This window comes from Xanthobacter sp. DMC47, from assembly GCF_056313845.1.
The window spans coordinates 674235-690767 of record NZ_JBQUZM010000004.1; the positions used below are offsets into that span (position 1 = coordinate 674235).

A 16533-nucleotide genomic window follows, 5' to 3' on the forward strand; every position below is an offset into this window, starting at 1 on the left:
CTCAGGCCTCGCGCGCGGCGACCATGAAATAATTCACCGAGAGATCCTCCGTCAGACGGAAATCGCCGGAGAAGGGCTCGTACGCGAGGCCCACCTTTTCCCGCGCGGCGAAGCCGGCTGCAGCGAGCGTCGCCTCAAGCTCCTCCGGCGTCACGAACTTCTCCCAACGATGGGTGCCGGGCGGCAGCCATCGCAGAATGTACTCGGCGCCCACGATGGCGAGGGCAAAGCTCTTGGACGTGCGGTTCAACGTGGAGAGCACCAGCACGCCGCCCTCCGCCACCAGACGGCCGGCGGTGCGCACGAACAGGCCAGCATCGGCCACATGCTCCACCACTTCCAGCGCCACCACCACGTCGAACCGGGCGCCGCGCTCGGCCAGCGTCTCCGCAGTCTCGGCCTCATAGGTCACGGCAAGGCCCGATAGCGCGGCGTGGGCGCGGGCGATGTCCACGTTGCCGGGGGCCGGATCAATGCCGGTCACATCGGCGCCCATGCGGGCGAGGGGCTCGCTGAGCAGGCCTCCGCCACAGCCGATGTCGACGAGGGACAGGCCCTTCAGCGGTCGAAGCGACCGGGCGTCCCGGGAGAAGTGGCGCACCAGCGTGTCACGCAGGAAGGCGAGGCGTGCCGGGTTCATGGCGTGCAGCGGCGCCATCTTGCCCTTCACGTCCCACCACTGGGCACCGAGCGCATCGAAGCGCGCAACCTCTTCCGGATCGACCGTGGCGTTCATCTGCGGCATCACGGCCTCCTGTGCGTCGGGCGACATGCCCCACACTTAGGCGCCGCACCCGACGCGGGCAAGGCCGCGCCGGGGCTCAACTCAGCGCACCATGCCGACGATGTCCTTCACGTCGCGGATGGTCTGATCGGCGATCACCCGCGCGCGGTCGGCGCCGTCGACAAGAATCGCGTCGATGGCGGCTTGATCGGCCATCAGGCGCTGCATCTCGGTGCCGATAGGGCCGAGCTTTGCCACGGCGAGGTCCACCAGCGCGGCCTTGAAGACCGAGAACTGGGCGTTGCCGTAGTCCGCCAGCACCTGTGCCTTGGCGGTGTCTGACAGGGCGGCGAAGATCCCGACGAGGTTGTCCGCCTCCGGCCGCCCCTTCAACCCCTCTTCCTCTGAGGGCAGCGGCTCCGGATCCGTCTTCGCCCTGCGCACCTTGCCGGCGATGGCGTCAGCATCATCGGTGAGGTTGATGCGGGAGAAGTCGGATGGCTCCGACTTCGACATCTTCTTGGAGCCGTCGCGCAGGCTCATCACGCGCGTCGCCGGCCCGGCGATGAGCGGTTCGGTGATGGGGAAATAACCTTCGCCATGGCCGTTGGCGGCGATGGAGGGCGCGAAGTCCGTGTTGAACTTCTGGGCGATATCGCGGGTCAGCTCCAGATGCTGCTTCTGGTCGTCGCCCACCGGCACATGGGTGGCGCGATAGAGCAGGATGTCGGCGGCCATCAGGGTCGGATAGGCGAACAGGCCCACGGATGCGTTCTCGCGGTCCTTGCCGGCCTTCTCCTTGAACTGCGTCATGCGGTTCAGCCAGCCCATGCGGGCGACGCAGTTGAACACCCAGGCGAGTTCGGCATGGCCGGACACCTGGCTCTGGTTGAACACGATGTGGGCCTTGGGGTCGATGCCGCAGGCGATGAAGGCGGCCGTCACCTCGCGGGTGTGACGCTTCAGCTCTTCCGGGTTCTGCCAGACGGTGATGGCGTGGAGGTCGACCACGCAATAGATGCACTCGTGGCTCTTCTGCAGCTCCACGAAGCGCTTGATGGCGCCGAGATAATTGCCGAGATGCAGGTTGCCCGTGGGCTGCACGCCGGAAAATACGCGTTCTGCGACCGCCGCCATGGCGAACTCCCCAAAGAGCGGCGCGCCGCTCAACCTGAATACGGGCAACGGCCCGCGAAAGTGAATGCGGCGCGTCATGCCACCTGGGGCGGCAGGGCGCAAGGGCGCGGCCCGCAACGCTGCCCCCGGCTCAGACGCGCTCCGTCCAGGCCTTCGAGACAGCCGCCTTCACGGCGAGCGCCCCGGCGCCGTAGACAAGTCCGCCGCTGAGAACCAGGGCGATCAGCCGCGCGATGCCGGAAAGCGTCCCCATCGGCGCGGGCCACGCTGCGGCAAACAGGTCCACAGCGAAACCCATGGCGAGGCTCGCCGCCGCGAGGCCCGCTGACGAGAGCAGCACGGGGAGCGAGAACCGCAGAGCGCCGCGGACAATGAGGACGCCCCCCAAGCCCAGGATGGACGCGGCGGAGGACAGCACCACGCCCCCCGCCGCGGCCAAGGGACCGCTGATGGTTCCGAGCCCGGCGGCAGCGACAACGCAGATGAGCAGTGAGCCGAGCGCGATTCTCTCCGCCGCCTTTATCTGTCCGGACGTGGAGGCGGCGGCGGAGAGAATGCGCTCCAGCCCCTGCGCCGGCAGCGAGAGCGAGAGCACGGCCAACAGGGCCGCGGTGAGCCGTGCGTCTTCGCTATCGAAGCTGCCGCGCTGGAACAGCGTGACGACGATGGGCTCGGCAAGAACGGCAAGCCCGACAGCCGCTGGCAGGGCGAAGGCAAGCGCCGCCAGCACCGCCCGGCCGGCATCGTCCGCGGCCTCGTCCTTCCCCCTCCGGAGCAGCGCCGGCACGAGGACGGCACCGGCGCTGGCGCCGACGAGACCAAGGGGAAGGTCCATTAGCCGCTGCGCGTAGTTCAGTGCCGCCACCGCTCCGGGGCTGGCGGACACGGCTGCCACCACGATGATGAAGCGGAGCTGGCTCAGCCCGGCAAAGAGCAGCGCGGGCGAGGCCGCCCGCAGCACCCCAAGCGCCGCCCGGAGATCGTGAGGCCTCAGCACACGGAACAGTGGCAGCGCCGGGCAAGCCCTGGCCGCCCGCCGCATGATGGCGAATTGGGCGGCGCCTGCGCCCACCTGCGCTGCTGCGATAGCAAAGGCGGCCGTGTCGCTTTCCATCAGCCCCTTGGCGAGCAGCACGCCGATGACCGCGAGCACCGTGACATTGGCTGCTGCGGGAGCCAAGGCCGGCAGCAGGACGCGATGGGCTTCATTGGCGATCCCGCCGTAGATCGCCGCGAGCCCCGCAAGCGGGAGATAGAGAACCACCACCCGACCGCAGAGGATTGCGACGTCCGCCCGGTGCCCGCCCGCCTCGAAGCCTGGCGCCATCAGACCGATCACCTGCGGCATAAAGAGCGCGACGACGGCCGCGAAGACCAGAAGGAGGCCGCAGAGCAGCACCAGGGTCGCGCCCGCGAGGCGGCCGGCCGCCGCATCGTCGGCTCCCGCGGCTTCGCGTGTTCGGGCGAGCGCCGGAATGAAGGCGAGATTGAAGGCGCCTTCCGCCAGCAGCCGGCGCGCCAGCAACGGGAGCGCCATGGCCGCGGCCAGCGCGTCAGCCACCGGCCCGACGCCGAGCACGGCGGCCGTGGCCGCATCCCGCGCAAAGCCCAGCACGCGGGACGCGAGGGTTGCCGCCGAAACAATGGAAGTGCGGGCGAGGAGGGACATGAGCCCTGCCTATGACTCGCGCCGCCGGTTGTGTCGATGGATTCTGCGCATAACCCGCCCTCCGAGTCTTGCCTGGGGAGCGCACAGGAAAGGAGGGGGCCCGACACAAACGAAAAACGCCCGCTTGCGCGGGCGTTTTCCTGTCCTACAGACCTCAAGCCTGGGGCTGAGGCTCTATGGAGCCGCCGGCGCCGCCGGGACGAGGGCGCTTGGTGGTGGGGATGGCCGACCCGCGCGGGTTGGACGGTTCGATCACGCTCTCCCGGTTCGGCGTCTTGCCGTCGAGGAGGTCGACGATCTCGTCGCCCGAGAGGGTCTCGTATTCGAGAAGGCCGCGGGCCAGCGTCTCGAGGTCATCGTACTTCTCGGAGAGAATGCGCTTCGCCTCGGAATAGCCCTCATCCACCAGCCGCCGGACCTCCTTGTCGATGGTCTGGGCGGTGGCTTCGGACACGTTCTGATGGCGCTGCATGGACATGCCGAGGAACACGTCCTCGTTGTTCTCGCCATAGGCCACCTGGCCGAGCAGGTCGGAGAAGCCCCAGCGCGTCACCATCATCTTCGCGAGGCGGGTCGCCTGCTCGATGTCGGAGGCGGCGCCGGACGTCACCTTGTCGTGGCCGAACACGAGTTCCTCGGCCACGCGTCCGCCCATCATGATGGCGAGGCGCGAGGTCATCTGCTCATAGCTCATGGAGAGCTTGTCGCGCTCCGGAAGCTGCATGACCATGCCGAGCGCGCGGCCGCGCGGAATGATGGTGGCCTTGTGGACCGGGTCGGTCGCCGGCACGTTGAGCGCGACGATGGCATGGCCACCCTCGTGATAGGCCGTGAGCATCTTCTCTTCCTCGGTCATCACGAGGGAGCGACGCTCGGCGCCCATCATCACCTTGTCCTTGGCGTCCTCGAACTCGGACATGGTGACCATGCGCTTGTTGCGCCGGGCCGCCATCAGCGCCGCCTCGTTGCAGAGGTTGGCGAGGTCCGCGCCCGAGAAGCCGGGGGTGCCGCGGGCGATAGTCTTGAGGTTCACGTCGGGCGCAACGGGAATCTTGCGGGCATGCACCTTCAGGATCTGCTCGCGGCCGACCACGTCCGGGTTCGGCACGATGACCTGACGGTCGAAACGGCCGGGACGCAGCAGCGCCGGGTCGAGCACGTCCGGACGGTTGGTCGCGGCGATGAGGATGATGCCCTCGTTCGCCTCGAAGCCGTCCATCTCGACCAGCAGCTGGTTGAGAGTCTGCTCGCGCTCGTCGTTGCCGCCGCCGAGGCCGGCACCACGGTGGCGACCCACCGCGTCGATCTCGTCGATGAAGATGATGCACGGCGCATTCTTCTTCGCCTGCTCGAACATGTCGCGCACGCGGCTGGCGCCGACGCCCACGAACATTTCCACGAAGTCCGAGCCAGAGATGGTGAAGAACGGCACGTTGGCCTCACCCGCAATGGCGCGGGCGAGCAGCGTCTTGCCGGTACCGGGCGGGCCGACGAGCAGCACGCCGCGCGGGATGCGACCGCCGAGGCGCTGGAACTTCTGCGGGTCACGCAGGAATTCCACGATCTCGGTGAGGTCGCTCTTGGCCTCGTCGATGCCGGCCACGTCGTCGAAGGTCACGCGACCGTGCGCCTCGGTGAGGAGCTTGGCGCGGCTCTTGCCGAAGCCCATGGCCTTGCCGCCGGCACCCTGCATCTGGCGCGACAGGAAGATCCACACGCCGATCAGCGCCAAGAAGGGCAGCCACGAGAGCAGCAGACTCACGAACCACGGGACATTGTCCGACGGCGCACGCGCGGTGATCTGCACGCCCTTGCCATAAAGGCGCTGCACGAGCGAGGGGTCGTTCGGCGCGTAGGTCTGGAAGGAGCCGGAGCGGTCGGAATAGGTGCCGGTGATGTTCGGCCCCTCGATCACGACCTCGCGCACCTTGCCGGCATCCACGTCGTTGAGGAGCTGCGAGAAGGAGATTTCGTTCGCATTGGTGCGCTGGCCCGGGCTGTTGAACAGCGAGAACAGCGCCAGCAGCAACAGGACGATGATCACCCAAAGGGCGAAATTGCGTAAATTGGCGTTCATTGAACCCTCGTGGGGACAGAAGGGCGGTCCCGTCTCGACGCCTCACCATACGGAAGGGATACCTCCGCACGCACCGCCGCCGCTGGAACCTCCCGCACCGTCCAGCGCCTAATTTAGGAGCGAGGCCCCGTCTTGCCAAGGACAGCCGCCTTCTCCGCACTTGAATTCGTCGCGATCCCTTCGGCGGAGCGCCGGGGTGGTGCGGTCGATACGAGCACCTTTCCCCTTCGGACGGCCACACTCGCACCTGCCAGGGTGCGGCGAAATGGAGCAGGCGGCAGCGCCAGCGCGGCCAGAAGCGCCTCCAGCAAAAGCTCGAGCTTGGCCAGCTCCACTGGCCCTTCCCTGCCCTGCGCCGCGACGCAGCGGCCCAGCAGCCTCAGGGCGATCTCCTCCGGCAGAGCCGCGAACCGAGCGCCATCGATCGTGGAGCCCGCGCTCCCGACGGTAACAAGCTCCGCCTCCGCCCGGTCGGTCCCCACCTCAAGCGCCAGGTCCGCACGGGCGAGGCGCCTGGCGAGACGGGTAAGACGGCGCGCATCGAGGCCTTCGCGCTCCAACGCCGGAGCCAGCGCCCTCAGGCGCGGACGGGCAAAGCGCGCGTCGAGGTTCGATGGGTCGCTCGCATAGGAAATGCCCGCGCTGTCCAGAGACGCCACGAGGCGCGCCTTTGGCAGGTCGAGGAAGGGTCTTAGCAGTGCTAGGTCACCGCGGTCCGCTCTGGCACTCATACCGGAAAGGCCGGTCAGGCCGGACCCTCGCGCCATCCGGAACAGAACCGTCTCGGCCTGATCGTCGCGTGTATGCGCAAGGACGAGCGCGGACGCGCCGATCCGGTGCGCCTCGGCGGCGAGCAGCGCATAGCGTGCGTCGCGGGCCGCTTCCTGGAGGCCACGATCAGGTTTTTCCCCCTGCCAGCGAAGCGTCCGATGGGGCACCTTCGATCCGGCAGCCAAGCGCGCGACCTGGGCGGCCTCGTCGGCTGCCGCGGGCCTCAAGCCATGATCGACCGTCGCCGCAAAGAGTCGCGGACCACCCGGGCGCCGGGCGCACCAGCGGGCGGCGAGATGGAGGAGAGCCGTGGAATCGGGACCGCCGGAAACGGCGAGGAGGACGGCGGAGTGGCTGGCAAGGCTGGAAAAGAGAGCGTCGAGCTCGTTGTCGGAAACCGTGCCGGATTCGGGAGAGAGGCGCGCGGCCGCGCCGGCTTCTGGATCCATCGATCCGGATGACCCGCGCGGGTGGTCTGCGGGATCCGATGCCATTGGCCTCAGCAGCCGACCCGCTTCTGCTCGCGTTCCACGGCCTGACGGACGGAGGAGGCGGTGCGGGGATATTTGCGGTCCACCTCCTGGAAGGTGGCGCAAGCGGTCTCCTTCTCGCCGAGCCCCGCGAGGGACTGGCCGAGCCGCAGCAGAGCCTCGGGGGCGCGCGCAGAGTTCTGGTACTTGGTGGAGACTTCCAGGAAGGAAGCGGCGGCGTCGGAATAGTTCTGCCGCAGGAACAGGCTCTCGCCGAGCATGAAAGTCGCGTCGGCGATCAGGCGGTCATTCGGCGAGGACTGGATGATCTGGCGGAAAGTCTGCTCCGCCCCCGCGTAGTCCTGGCGCTGAAGCTGCGCCTGTCCGGAATCATAGAGCTCGCGCACCGTAGCGCCAGCGGATGGCAGCGCCGCGACTTGCTGACCGGCGGCCGGGCGAACGGGGCCTGCATCCGCTGTGCGCGCCGGAGGCGCGGCGCTCCCGGCAGAACCCAGCGGCTGGGGCGCACCCGGTGCGGCGGGGTCCATGTTGGGATCGAACGCATCGGAACGGCGGACGGGCGCTGCGGGGGAGGCCGCCGGGCGGCCGGAGGGCAGCACCGCCGGCGCCTGAACCGGAGCAGCCGCAGGGGCGGCAACCGGTGCCGCTGAGGAGCGACCGCCGCCGGCCTCTTCCAGCCGGCGCACCTGCGCCTCGAGCTGCTGGTTACGGTATTGGAGCTGCTCCACCTGACCGGTGAGCTGACGCAGGGTCGATTCCAGCCGTTCCATCCGCCCCATCAGCTCGGGGTCCTCGCGCGGGGCCTCCTGCGCGGGCTGGGGCGGCTTGAAGAGGTTGCCGAAGAGATTGCCGTCGTTCTGCGCGGCCGCAGGGGACGCCGTGCTCAGGGCCGCACCGAAGGCAAGGCCGAAGAGAACGGCAGAGGCGACGAGAACACCGACCGGGCGCAGGCGCATCTTCATGTGACTTTTGCTTGGGGCTGGTGGCGGGGAACACGGCCGAAAGACTGCCGGTTCGACCAGTTGGACTTTACCCCACTGATCGCGTCCAAAGTGTGACCCGGCAACGACTTGCCGTGGGCCGACCGAGGTTTTGCGGGAGCTGGACGCACGAAGGCCGGCACCCGTGGGCACCGGCCTTCATGACGTCTGGAAACAGACTCAGGCGCCGCCGCCGTTGAGCACCGTCACCGCGCGGCGGTTCTGCGACCAGCACGAGATGTCGTTGCACACCGCCACCGGCCGCTCCTTGCCGTAGGAGATGGTCCGCATGCGGGCCGGGTCGATGCCGCGGGAGGCGAGGTAGTCACGCACGCTCTGAGCGCGCTTGGCCCCGAGCGCGATGTTGTATTCGCGGGTTCCGCGTTCGTCCGCATGGCCTTCGATGGTGAAGGTGTAGCGGTTGTACTGCTGGAGCCACTGGGCCTGACGGTCCAGGGTGGCGCGGGCCTGCGGGGTGAGATCGGTCTGGTCGCTCTCAAAGAACACGCGATCGCCCACGGCGACCACGAACTCCTGAGGGGAACCGGGAGGGCCACCCGCGCCGCCGACGCCGGCATTCTGGTTGGGATTGTTGGCGCACGCGGCAAGAGCCAGCGCGAAGCCAAACAGAGCCGCGAACCGGAAGCCGCGAGCAAGGCTGAGGAAACGCATCCGGTAACTCCCTTCTCAACGCTGCACCGGAGGCTTCGGGTCTAAAGCCGTCCGGTTAAGCGAACGTTCCGCACGCGGCCGGAGGGCCGCCCGGAGGTCCGAAAACCGGAGGATGCGGGCAACTCCCGCTCGCCATGGTTTCCGGGCCGTTATCATCGCCCTCCGGGTCGCGTCGGCACCGCTCGGTCCTGCAGGCCTCGATGAAGCGCAGCAAGCAGTTCAAACCCGTTCCAGAAGGTCCGGACGAGGCCGTTCAGCCGGTGTCCGGTGTGTCCTTCACTGATGCCGCGACGTGGCGTCATCATGGCGCGGAGGTGCAGGGGTGAAGGCAGCGGCAGGGCGGCGGCGCGCGTGGCAAAAGGGCCACAACACGACCTGAGGCCAAGGCGCGCGCGTCGCGCCCCCGACACGCTGTTTCAGGCGCGCCCCGATTCCCAGCGCGCCGCCTGCGTCTGCGCCTTCTTGCGATCCGCCTCGGGCAACTTGGCCACCACCTCGTCAAGCATGGGATCGCCGAGGCCGCGGCTCTTCGCGACCAGGTGCCAGACAGCCGCCTGCACCTTGTCCTGCGGCACCCCACGACCGACCGCGAGAAGCCGCGCATAGCGGTTCTGGGCGATGGCGTTGCCGGCCAGCGCCGCTTTGCGGAACAATGCGGCGGCGGCGGCCTCGTCCTTGGGCACGCCGTTGCCGTTGAACTGCATGATGGCGAATTCCACCTGCGCCGTGATGTGACCAAGCCGGGCGGCAGCGCCGATCATGCGGGCGGAGGCGGCGATGTCCTTGTCGACACCGTTGCCCTCCTTCAGCAGCACCCCAAGGGCATACTGCGCATCTTCCACGTCCTTGGCGGCGGCGACCTCGAACCAGCGCGCGGCCTCGGAGGGCTCCTTGGGGATCTTCCGCCCCTGGAGATACAGCAGGCCGAGATTGTAGGCGGCGCCCGCGCTGCCCTTCTCTGCCGCCCGCCGGAACAATTGCGCCGCTGCTGGCTCATCCATGGGAACGCCGCGACCGGCGAGGGTCATGTTGCCGAGCGCAAACAGCGCTCCGACCGAGCCGGCATCCGCGGCCTTGCGATACCACTCGACGGCCTTCTTGGGGTCGAGCGGGACACCGAGGCCATCCGAATACAGCTCGCCGAGCAGCGTCATGGCCGCCGGATCGTCGCCGGCGCGGGCGCGCTTGAGCGCCTCGTTGAAGGCGGTGATGTAGTAGCCGCGCTGGTAGGCCCCGTAGGCGATATCCCCTGTGCCGCCGGGGGTGTCCAGGCTGGGATAGCTGATCTGCGGACCCAGCAGCGGCATGGGCGCCGGCTCGCGCGGACGCTGGGCGGCGTTGGGGTCCGGCTTGGCTGCGGGCTTGTTGCCAGCCTTGTCGGCAGGCTTGGCGGGCTTCGCGGCCGGCTTGGGCGTCGCGCCCGACTGCGGCTGAGCCTGCGCATGCGCCACGGAAGGCGCAGCCGCCAGCGCAACCGCGAGCAGGACCGCACGGCCTGGGACGACAAGCCCCGGCCTGCGCCGGGATGCGCGGACTGGCGACCTCATTGCGCGTCGTCGCCCGCAGCAAGATTAGCCTGCGCGGCCGCGACGGCCTTCGCCGCTCCGCCGCCAGAGGCCAGCAACGACTCGGCCAGGGCGATGAAGTCCGCGCCGGCCTCGGCGAGCGCCGTCACCTCGTCGAGGGTCGACGCAACACCGACACAGGGCACTTCGAACAGTTCAGCCCACCATCCCACCAGATCGAGCACGCGGAAGAACTCGCCCGGCTCGGGCGCCAGAGCGCCGAAAGCCACGTAATCCGCGCCGCTTTCGCCGGCCACCATGGCTTCGTGGCGCGTCACCAGCCCTCCGGCTCCGACGATGGCAGCGGGCTTGAGCAGCCGCAGCGTCGCGTCGAGGGCCGGTCCGCCCGCCACATGCACGCCATCCAGCCCCGCGGAGGCGACGAAGCCCTCCGGCCCCTCCAGAAGAACGGCCGCGTCGTGCCGCTGGGCCGCGCCGGCGATCTCGGCAAGGCGCGCCGCATCGACCGTCTCCCCCCGAGACACGCGCAGTACCACGCAGGCGATATCGCCCGCGCGCACCGCCGCCTCCACCGTGCGCGGGTCGAGCGCGGGCGTGACGGTGAAGACGAGCATGAGGCGGGCGCCGGGGGCGGGCGGAGGATTGGCCATGGTCTGATCGGTCTGCCAAGAAATCGGCGAATTGGGGGCACGGACGCGGATTGTCGCCAGCTTTCGCCAGACCATAAGAAAAGGGCCGGCGCAAGCCGGCCCTCTCTGAACGTGATGTGCCCGATGCTCAGGCGGCCTTGCGCTCTTCCTCGGCCGACCACTTGCCGAGCGCTGCGAGGGAGTTCATCTGCGCGCGGTGGGCGAAGGCGGCCTGCGCCTTGGCGACGTTCTCCGGCTTGCCGGCCCATGCCTTCTGCGGCGCGGCCTGAAGGGCGCGGCCGTAGGAATAGGTGAGCTTCCACGGCAGACCGCCGAGCTTCACCATGGCATCGAGATGGGCGGTGGCATCCTCGTCGGACTGGCCGCCGGAGAGGAAGGCGATGCCGGGCACGGCGGTGGGCACGCAGGACTTCAGCACGCGCACGGTCTTTTCCGCGACCTCGGCGACCGAGGCCTGCACCGGGCTCTTCTTGCCGGGCACGATCATGTTGGGCTTGAGCACCATGCCTTCCAGGCGGACGCGCTGGTAGTACAGCTCCTCGAACACCGTCTTCAGCGCCCATTCAGTGACGCGGTAGCAGGTGTCGATGTCGTGCGCGCCATCCATGAGCACTTCCGGCTCGACGATCGGGACGATCTTCGCTTCCTGGCACAGCGCCGCATAGCGAGCGAGCGCGTGGGCGTTGGCGCGGAGCGAGGTGTAGGACGGAATGTGCTTGGTGGTGTCGATGTCGATCACCGCGCGCCACTTCGCGAAGCGGGCGCCGAGGTCGTAATATTCCTTGAGACGGCCGGCGAGGCCGTCGAGGCCCTCGGTGATGGTCTCGCCCGGGCAGAAGGGCTGCGGCTTGGCGCCGGCGTCGACCTTGATGCCGGGGATGGCGCCGGCCTTCTCGATGACGGAGACGAGCGGGGTGCCGTCTTTCGCCTTCTGGCGGATGGTCTCGTCATAGAGGATGACGCCGGAGATGAAGTCCATGCCCTGCGAGCGGAACATCAGCTCGCGGTAGTCGCGACGGTTCTCCTCGGTGGATTCGACCCCGATGGCGTCGAACCGCTTCTTGATGGTTCCGCCGCTCTCGTCTGCCGCGAGAATGCCCTTGCCGTCGGCCACCATTTTCTGCGCGATCGCGTCGAGCTCCGCCGTCATGTTCTTCACCTGCCTTGTTGCCGCCCCTCGGCGGGCATGGACGCCGGAGCGTGGCACTCCGGCAGATTGATCGTTTGGAACGCCCCGAACCGTGGCGCTTCTCTGCGCGCCTGCAAGTCCTGGAGCCGGCACCGGGTTCCCGACCGGTGCCCTACCTGAAAAGCGCCCGCCGCGGAGGGCCGGGCGGGCGCAATTCTCGTCATTTTATCCCGCAGCGCAACATCAGCGCCGCAGGGCCTCCACGCCCGGAAGCGCCTTGCCCTCGAGCCACTCGAGGAAGGCACCGCCGGCGGTGGAGACGTAGGAGAAGCGCTCCGCCGTCCCCGCGTGGTTGAGCGCGGCCACCGTGTCGCCGCCGCCCGCGACCGAGAGCAACCGCCCCTTGTGGGTGAGGTCGCCGACAAAGCGGGCCACGGCCACCGTCGCCGCATCGAACGGGTTCAGCTCGAACGCGCCGAACGGCCCGTTCCAGACCACCGTCTTCGCCCCGTCGAGCTTCTGCTTGACGATGCCGACCGTCTCCGGCCCGGCATCCAGCATCATCTCGTCGTCCTTCACGTCATCGACGCTGGCGACGCGGTGCGCGGCATTGGCCTTGAACTCGGTGGCGACCACCGCGTCCACCGGCAGGACGATCTCGCATCCGGCCGCCTCGGCCTTCTTCAGGATGTCCCGGGCGGTATCGGCGAGATCGTGCTCGCACAGCGACTTGCCAACCTTCTTGCCGAGAGCGGCGAGGAAGGTGTTAGCCATGCCGCCGCCGATGACGAGGATGTCCACCTTCTTCACGAGGTTACCGAGCAGCTCGAGCTTGCTGGAGACCTTGGAGCCTCCAACCACGGCGAGCACGGGGCGCTTGGGCGCCTCGAGGGCCTTCGTCAGCGCCTCGATCTCGCTCTCCATGGAGCGGCCGGCATAGGCCGGCAGCTTGCGCGCCAGCCCCTCGGTGGAGGCGTGCGCGCGGTGGGCGGTGGAGAAGGCATCGTTGACATAGACGTCGCCGAGGCTCGCGAGAGCGTCGATGAAGTCCGGCGCGTTCTTCTCCTCGCCCGCATGGAAGCGGGTGTTCTCCAGCACGATCACCTCGCCGGAGGCGAGGCGGGAGACCGCGCTCTTCGCCTCGTCGCCGACGCAGTCGGAGGCGAACGCGACCTTGCGGCCGAGTTCACCCTCGAGGGCCTTGGCGACCGGGGCGAGGGACTGGCTTTCGTCGCGGCCCTTGGGCCGCCCGAAGTGCGCCAGCAGGACGGCCTTGCCGCCCTTGCCGGTGATGTCCCGAATGGTGGGCAGGATGGCCTTGAGACGGGTCGCGTCGGTGACGCGCCCGCTCTCCATGGGAACGTTGAGGTCGACACGGACGAGGACCCGCTTGTCGGCGAGGTCCGCGGCGTCATCGAGGGTGCGGAAGGCGATCATGATGGCGCCCCCTTTTCCCGGTCAGCCCAGCTTGCCCATGGCGACGGCCGTGTCGCTCATGCGGTTCGAGAAGCCCCACTCGTTGTCGTACCACGACAGCACCCGCACCAGCGTGCCTTCCATGACCTTGGTCTGGTCGAGGTGGAAGGTGGAGGAGTTGGGATTGTGGTTGAAGTCGATGGAGACGTTGGGCTGGTCGGTGAAGCCGAGGATGCCCTTCAGCTCCTGCGCCGCCGCGGCGATGATCGCCTCGTTGATCTCTTCCTTGGTGGTCGCGCGCTTGGCGACGAACTTCAGGTCGATCACGGAGACGTTGGGCGTGGGCACGCGGATGGACGTGCCGTCCAGCTTGCCATTCAGCTCCGGCAGCACCAGGCCCACCGCCTTGGCGGCGCCGGTGGAGGTGGGGATCATGGACATGGCCGCCGCGCGGGCGCGGTAGAGGTCCTTGTGCATGGTGTCCAGCGTGGGCTGGTCGCCGGTGTAGGAGTGAATGGTGGTCATGAAGCCCTTCTCGATGCCGACGGCATCGTTGAGGACCTTGGCCACGGGGGCGAGGCAGTTGGTGGTGCAGGAGGCGTTGGAGACGACGAGGTGCTCGCTCGAGAGCTTCTCGTGGTTCACACCATAGACCACGGTCAGGTCCGCACCGTCGGCCGGGGCGGAGACCAGCACGCGCTTGGCGCCGGCGGCGAGATGCGCCGCAGCCTTGTCACGCGCCGTGAAGATGCCGGTGCATTCCAGCGCGATGTCCACGCCCAGCTCCTTGTGGGGCAGCTCGGCGGGGTTGCGCACTGCAGTGACCTTGATGGGGCCGCGGCCCACGTCGATGGTATCTCCGGCGACCTTGACCTCGCCGGGGAAGCGGCCGTGTACGCTGTCGAAGCGGAAGAGGTGGGCGTTCGTCTCCACCGGGCCGAGGTCGTTGATCGCCACCACCTCGATGTCGGTGCGGCCCGATTCGATGATGGCGCGCAGCACATTGCGACCGATGCGACCGAAACCGTTGATGGCCACCTTGACGCTCATGTTGGGTCCTCCTGAGCCGGCTTGAAGCCCGGCCTCCCTGAATTGCGATGCGCGCTCGCGGTTCACCCGCGGCGCGGTCCTCTCGCGCCCGCCGTGCGCCGAACCTCAGGCCTGCCGGAGCTGGTCGAGCGCGCGCGCCGCGACCTGCTGGGCAGTAATGCCGAAATGGGCGTAAAGCTCCTTTGCGGGCGCGCTGGCGCCGAACGATGTCATTCCCACGAAGGCGGCATCCGAACCGACGATGGCGTCCCACCCCATGCGGATCGCGGCTTCCACCGCGACCTTGGCCGGAGCGTCCCCGATCACCTTTGCCCGCTCTGCGGCGGGCCTTTCGAGGAACAGTTCGAACGAGGGTATGGAGACGACGCGGGTGGGTACACCCTGCGCCTCCAACAGCTTGGCGGCTTCAACCGCCAAGGACACTTCCGAGCCGGTGGCGAACAGGCTCGCCTGCGCCGGCCCGGACGCAGCGAGGATTTCGTAGGCGCCTTCCGCCGACCGGTTTTCGGCCGTGGCGTCGGTGCGCAGGAGTGGCAGGTTCTGGCGCGACAGGATGAGCGCCGAGGGCCTGTCGGTGGACTGTAGCGCAATCTGCCAGCATTCCGCCGTCTCCACCGTGTCGCAGGGGCGCATCACGAGAAGGTTGGGAATGGCGCGGAGCGCGGCGAGGTGTTCCACCGGCTGATGGGTGGGGCCGTCCTCGCCGAGGCCGATGGAATCGTGGGTAAGCACGTGGATCACCCGCTCCCCCATCAGCGCCGCAAGGCGGATGGCGGGGCGGCAATAGTCCGAGAACACCATGAACCCGCCGGAGAAGGGGATGAGCCCCTTGTGCAGCGCCATGCCGTTCATGGCGGCGGCCATGCCGTGCTCGCGCACGCCGTAATGGATGAAGGAACCGGAGAAGTCGTCCGGCGTCACGGACTTGGCGCCCTTGGCCTTGGTGTTGTTCGAGCCGGTGAGGTCGGCCGAGCCGCCCACCATCTCGGGCACCGCCGGGGTGATGAAGTCGAGCACCAGTTCGGACGATTTGCGGGTGGCGATCGCGCCGCCGTCCTTCACCGCCTTCTCCTTGACGGCGACGATGGCGCCTTCCAGCGCCGCGGGCAGCGTGCCGGCGACACGGCGCTCGAATTCGGTGCGCTCCTCGGCCGGACGGGCGGCGAAGCGGGCTTCCCACGCCTCGCGGGCGACACGGCCGGCGGCGCCGGCGGCGCGCCAGCCGTTGAGCGCATCCTCGGGCACCACGAAGGCCGGCGCTTCCCAACCGAGGGCGGCGCGGGTGGCGGCGATTTCCTCGGCGCCCAGCGGCGAGCCGTGGACCTTCTCGGAGCCGGCCTTCTTGGGCGAGCCGAAGCCGATGGTGGTGCGGCAGGAGATCAGGGTCGGCCGGTCGGACGCCTTCGCGGCCTCGATCGCGGCGAGGATGGCCTCGGGATCATGCCCGTCCACGGCCGCCGTCGCCCAGCCGGAGGCGGCGAAGCGCGCGAGCTGGTTGGTGGAACCGGAGATGGAGGTGGGGCCGTCGATGGAGATCTTGTTGTCGTCCCACATGACGATGAGCTTGGACAGCTTCAGGTGGCCGGCAAGGTCCGCCGCCTCCTGGCTGATGCCCTCCATCAGGTCGCCGTCGGAGGCGAGAACGTAGGTGTAGTGGTCCACCACATCCGAACCGAAACGGGCGGCGAGCAGGCGCTCAGCCATGGCCATGCCGACGGCGGTGGCGATGCCCTGCCCCAGCGGGCCGGTGGTGGTCTCGATGCCCTCGGTGACGAAATTCTCGGGGTGGCCGGGCGTCAGCGAGCCGAGCTGCCGGAAACGCTTGATCTCGTCGATGGTCACCTTCTCGTAGCCGGCGAGGTGCAGCACCGAGTAAAGCAGCATGGAGCCGTGGCCGGCGGAGAGGACGAAGCGGTCACGATCCGGCCAGAACGGACGCGAGGGATCGTACTTCAGAACCTTCGTGAACAGCACGGTGGCGATGTCCGCCGCACCCATGGGCAGGCCCGGATGGCCGCTGTTGGCGGCCTCGACGGCATCGATCGCGAGAAACCGGATGGCGTTGGCCAAGCGGTCATGACTCGTGATGCTGTCGCTCGTGCGGCTGGACATATTCCCGTATCTCCGGTGCCGGCGCTCTCGGCAGCCGGCCGGCTAGAGGCACTCAGGGGTTCACGGGCCCGGCGATCGGGTCCGTCGGCGAAGCTGGCACGGCCCGCCCGGACGCAGCGTCCGGCATTT

The 16533-nt window shown here is 68.6% G+C and carries 13 protein-coding genes; all 13 read right to left on the reverse strand.

Features of this window, described 5'->3' with window-relative positions; genetic code table 11:
• Position 1: 1 nt before the first annotated feature.
• Positions 2-745: a bifunctional 2-polyprenyl-6-hydroxyphenol methylase/3-demethylubiquinol 3-O-methyltransferase UbiG gene (ubiG, locus tag ACT54R_RS14900; protein WP_476327522.1), complete on the reverse strand. Its 744-nt coding sequence runs from the start codon at positions 743-745 to the stop codon at positions 2-4.
• Positions 746-826: 81 nt separating this feature from the next.
• Positions 827-1861 carry a tryptophan--tRNA ligase gene (gene trpS, locus ACT54R_RS14905; protein ID WP_476327524.1) on the reverse strand — a complete coding sequence of 345 codons (1035 nt, stop codon included), beginning with the start codon at positions 1859-1861 and terminating at the stop codon, positions 827-829.
• A 130-nt stretch (positions 1862-1991) separates the two neighbouring features.
• On the reverse strand, positions 1992-3530 hold the full coding sequence (murJ, locus tag ACT54R_RS14910; protein ID WP_476327526.1) for a murein biosynthesis integral membrane protein MurJ: 1539 nt from the start codon (positions 3528-3530) through the stop codon (positions 1992-1994).
• A 154-nt stretch (positions 3531-3684) separates the two neighbouring features.
• On the reverse strand, positions 3685-5607 hold the full coding sequence (ftsH, locus tag ACT54R_RS14915) for an ATP-dependent zinc metalloprotease FtsH (RefSeq protein WP_168456378.1): 1923 nt from the start codon (positions 5605-5607) through the stop codon (positions 3685-3687).
• Positions 5608-5720: 113 nt separating this feature from the next.
• A complete protein-coding gene (gene tilS / locus ACT54R_RS14920; RefSeq protein ID WP_476327528.1) occupies positions 5721-6827 on the reverse strand; it encodes a tRNA lysidine(34) synthetase TilS in 1107 nt (368 codons plus the stop codon).
• Positions 6828-6877: 50 nt separating this feature from the next.
• Positions 6878-7831 (reverse strand): tol-pal system protein YbgF, encoded by a 954-nt coding sequence (gene ybgF / locus ACT54R_RS14925; protein WP_476327530.1) that lies wholly within the window; start codon positions 7829-7831, stop codon positions 6878-6880.
• Positions 7832-8029: 198 nt separating this feature from the next.
• Positions 8030-8521 carry a peptidoglycan-associated lipoprotein Pal gene (gene pal / locus ACT54R_RS14930; protein ID WP_024279727.1) on the reverse strand — a complete coding sequence of 164 codons (492 nt, stop codon included), beginning with the start codon at positions 8519-8521 and terminating at the stop codon, positions 8030-8032.
• 416 nt (positions 8522-8937) lie between these two features.
• Positions 8938-9972, reverse strand: coding sequence for a tetratricopeptide repeat protein (locus ACT54R_RS14935; RefSeq protein ID WP_476327532.1), 1035 nt, complete (start codon positions 9970-9972; stop codon positions 8938-8940).
• Between the two features lie 92 nt (positions 9973-10064).
• Complete coding sequence (locus ACT54R_RS14940; RefSeq protein ID WP_476327534.1) at positions 10065-10697, reverse strand: thiamine phosphate synthase; 633 nt, start codon at positions 10695-10697, stop codon at positions 10065-10067.
• Between the two features lie 127 nt (positions 10698-10824).
• Positions 10825-11847, reverse strand: coding sequence for a class I fructose-bisphosphate aldolase (locus tag ACT54R_RS14945; RefSeq protein WP_476327536.1), 1023 nt, complete (start codon positions 11845-11847; stop codon positions 10825-10827).
• 222 nt (positions 11848-12069) lie between these two features.
• A complete protein-coding gene (locus ACT54R_RS14950; RefSeq protein WP_476327538.1) occupies positions 12070-13263 on the reverse strand; it encodes a phosphoglycerate kinase in 1194 nt (397 codons plus the stop codon).
• A 21-nt stretch (positions 13264-13284) separates the two neighbouring features.
• Positions 13285-14292 carry a type I glyceraldehyde-3-phosphate dehydrogenase gene (gene gap, locus ACT54R_RS14955; RefSeq protein WP_476327540.1) on the reverse strand — a complete coding sequence of 336 codons (1008 nt, stop codon included), beginning with the start codon at positions 14290-14292 and terminating at the stop codon, positions 13285-13287.
• A gap of 105 nt (positions 14293-14397) precedes the next feature.
• Positions 14398-16404, reverse strand: a complete 2007-nt coding sequence (tkt, locus tag ACT54R_RS14960) for a transketolase (RefSeq protein WP_476327542.1) — start codon at positions 16402-16404, stop codon at positions 14398-14400.
• Between the last annotated feature and the right edge of the window lie 129 nt (positions 16405-16533).

Bases quoted from the DNA above. Each gene is read 5' to 3' on its own strand.
- ubiG (WP_476327522.1), bottom strand. From the start codon at position 745: ATGCCGCAGATGAACGCCACGGTCGATCCGGAAGAGGTTGCGCGCTTC.
- trpS (WP_476327524.1), bottom strand. From the start codon at position 1,861: ATGGCGGCGGTCGCAGAACGCGTATTTTCCGGCGTGCAGCCCACGGGC.
- murJ (WP_476327526.1), bottom strand. From the start codon at position 3,530: ATGTCCCTCCTCGCCCGCACTTCCATTGTTTCGGCGGCAACCCTCGCG.
- ftsH (WP_168456378.1), bottom strand. From the start codon at position 5,607: ATGAACGCCAATTTACGCAATTTCGCCCTTTGGGTGATCATCGTCCTG.
- tilS (WP_476327528.1), bottom strand. From the start codon at position 6,827: ATGGATCCAGAAGCCGGCGCGGCCGCGCGCCTCTCTCCCGAATCCGGC.
- ybgF (WP_476327530.1), bottom strand. From the start codon at position 7,831: ATGAAGATGCGCCTGCGCCCGGTCGGTGTTCTCGTCGCCTCTGCCGTT.
- pal (WP_024279727.1), bottom strand. From the start codon at position 8,521: ATGCGTTTCCTCAGCCTTGCTCGCGGCTTCCGGTTCGCGGCTCTGTTT.
- ACT54R_RS14940 (WP_476327534.1), bottom strand. From the start codon at position 10,697: ATGGCCAATCCTCCGCCCGCCCCCGGCGCCCGCCTCATGCTCGTCTTC.
- ACT54R_RS14945 (WP_476327536.1), bottom strand. From the start codon at position 11,847: ATGACGGCGGAGCTCGACGCGATCGCGCAGAAAATGGTGGCCGACGGC.
- ACT54R_RS14950 (WP_476327538.1), bottom strand. From the start codon at position 13,263: ATGATCGCCTTCCGCACCCTCGATGACGCCGCGGACCTCGCCGACAAG.
- gap (WP_476327540.1), bottom strand. From the start codon at position 14,292: ATGAGCGTCAAGGTGGCCATCAACGGTTTCGGTCGCATCGGTCGCAAT.
- tkt (WP_476327542.1), bottom strand. From the start codon at position 16,404: ATGTCCAGCCGCACGAGCGACAGCATCACGAGTCATGACCGCTTGGCC.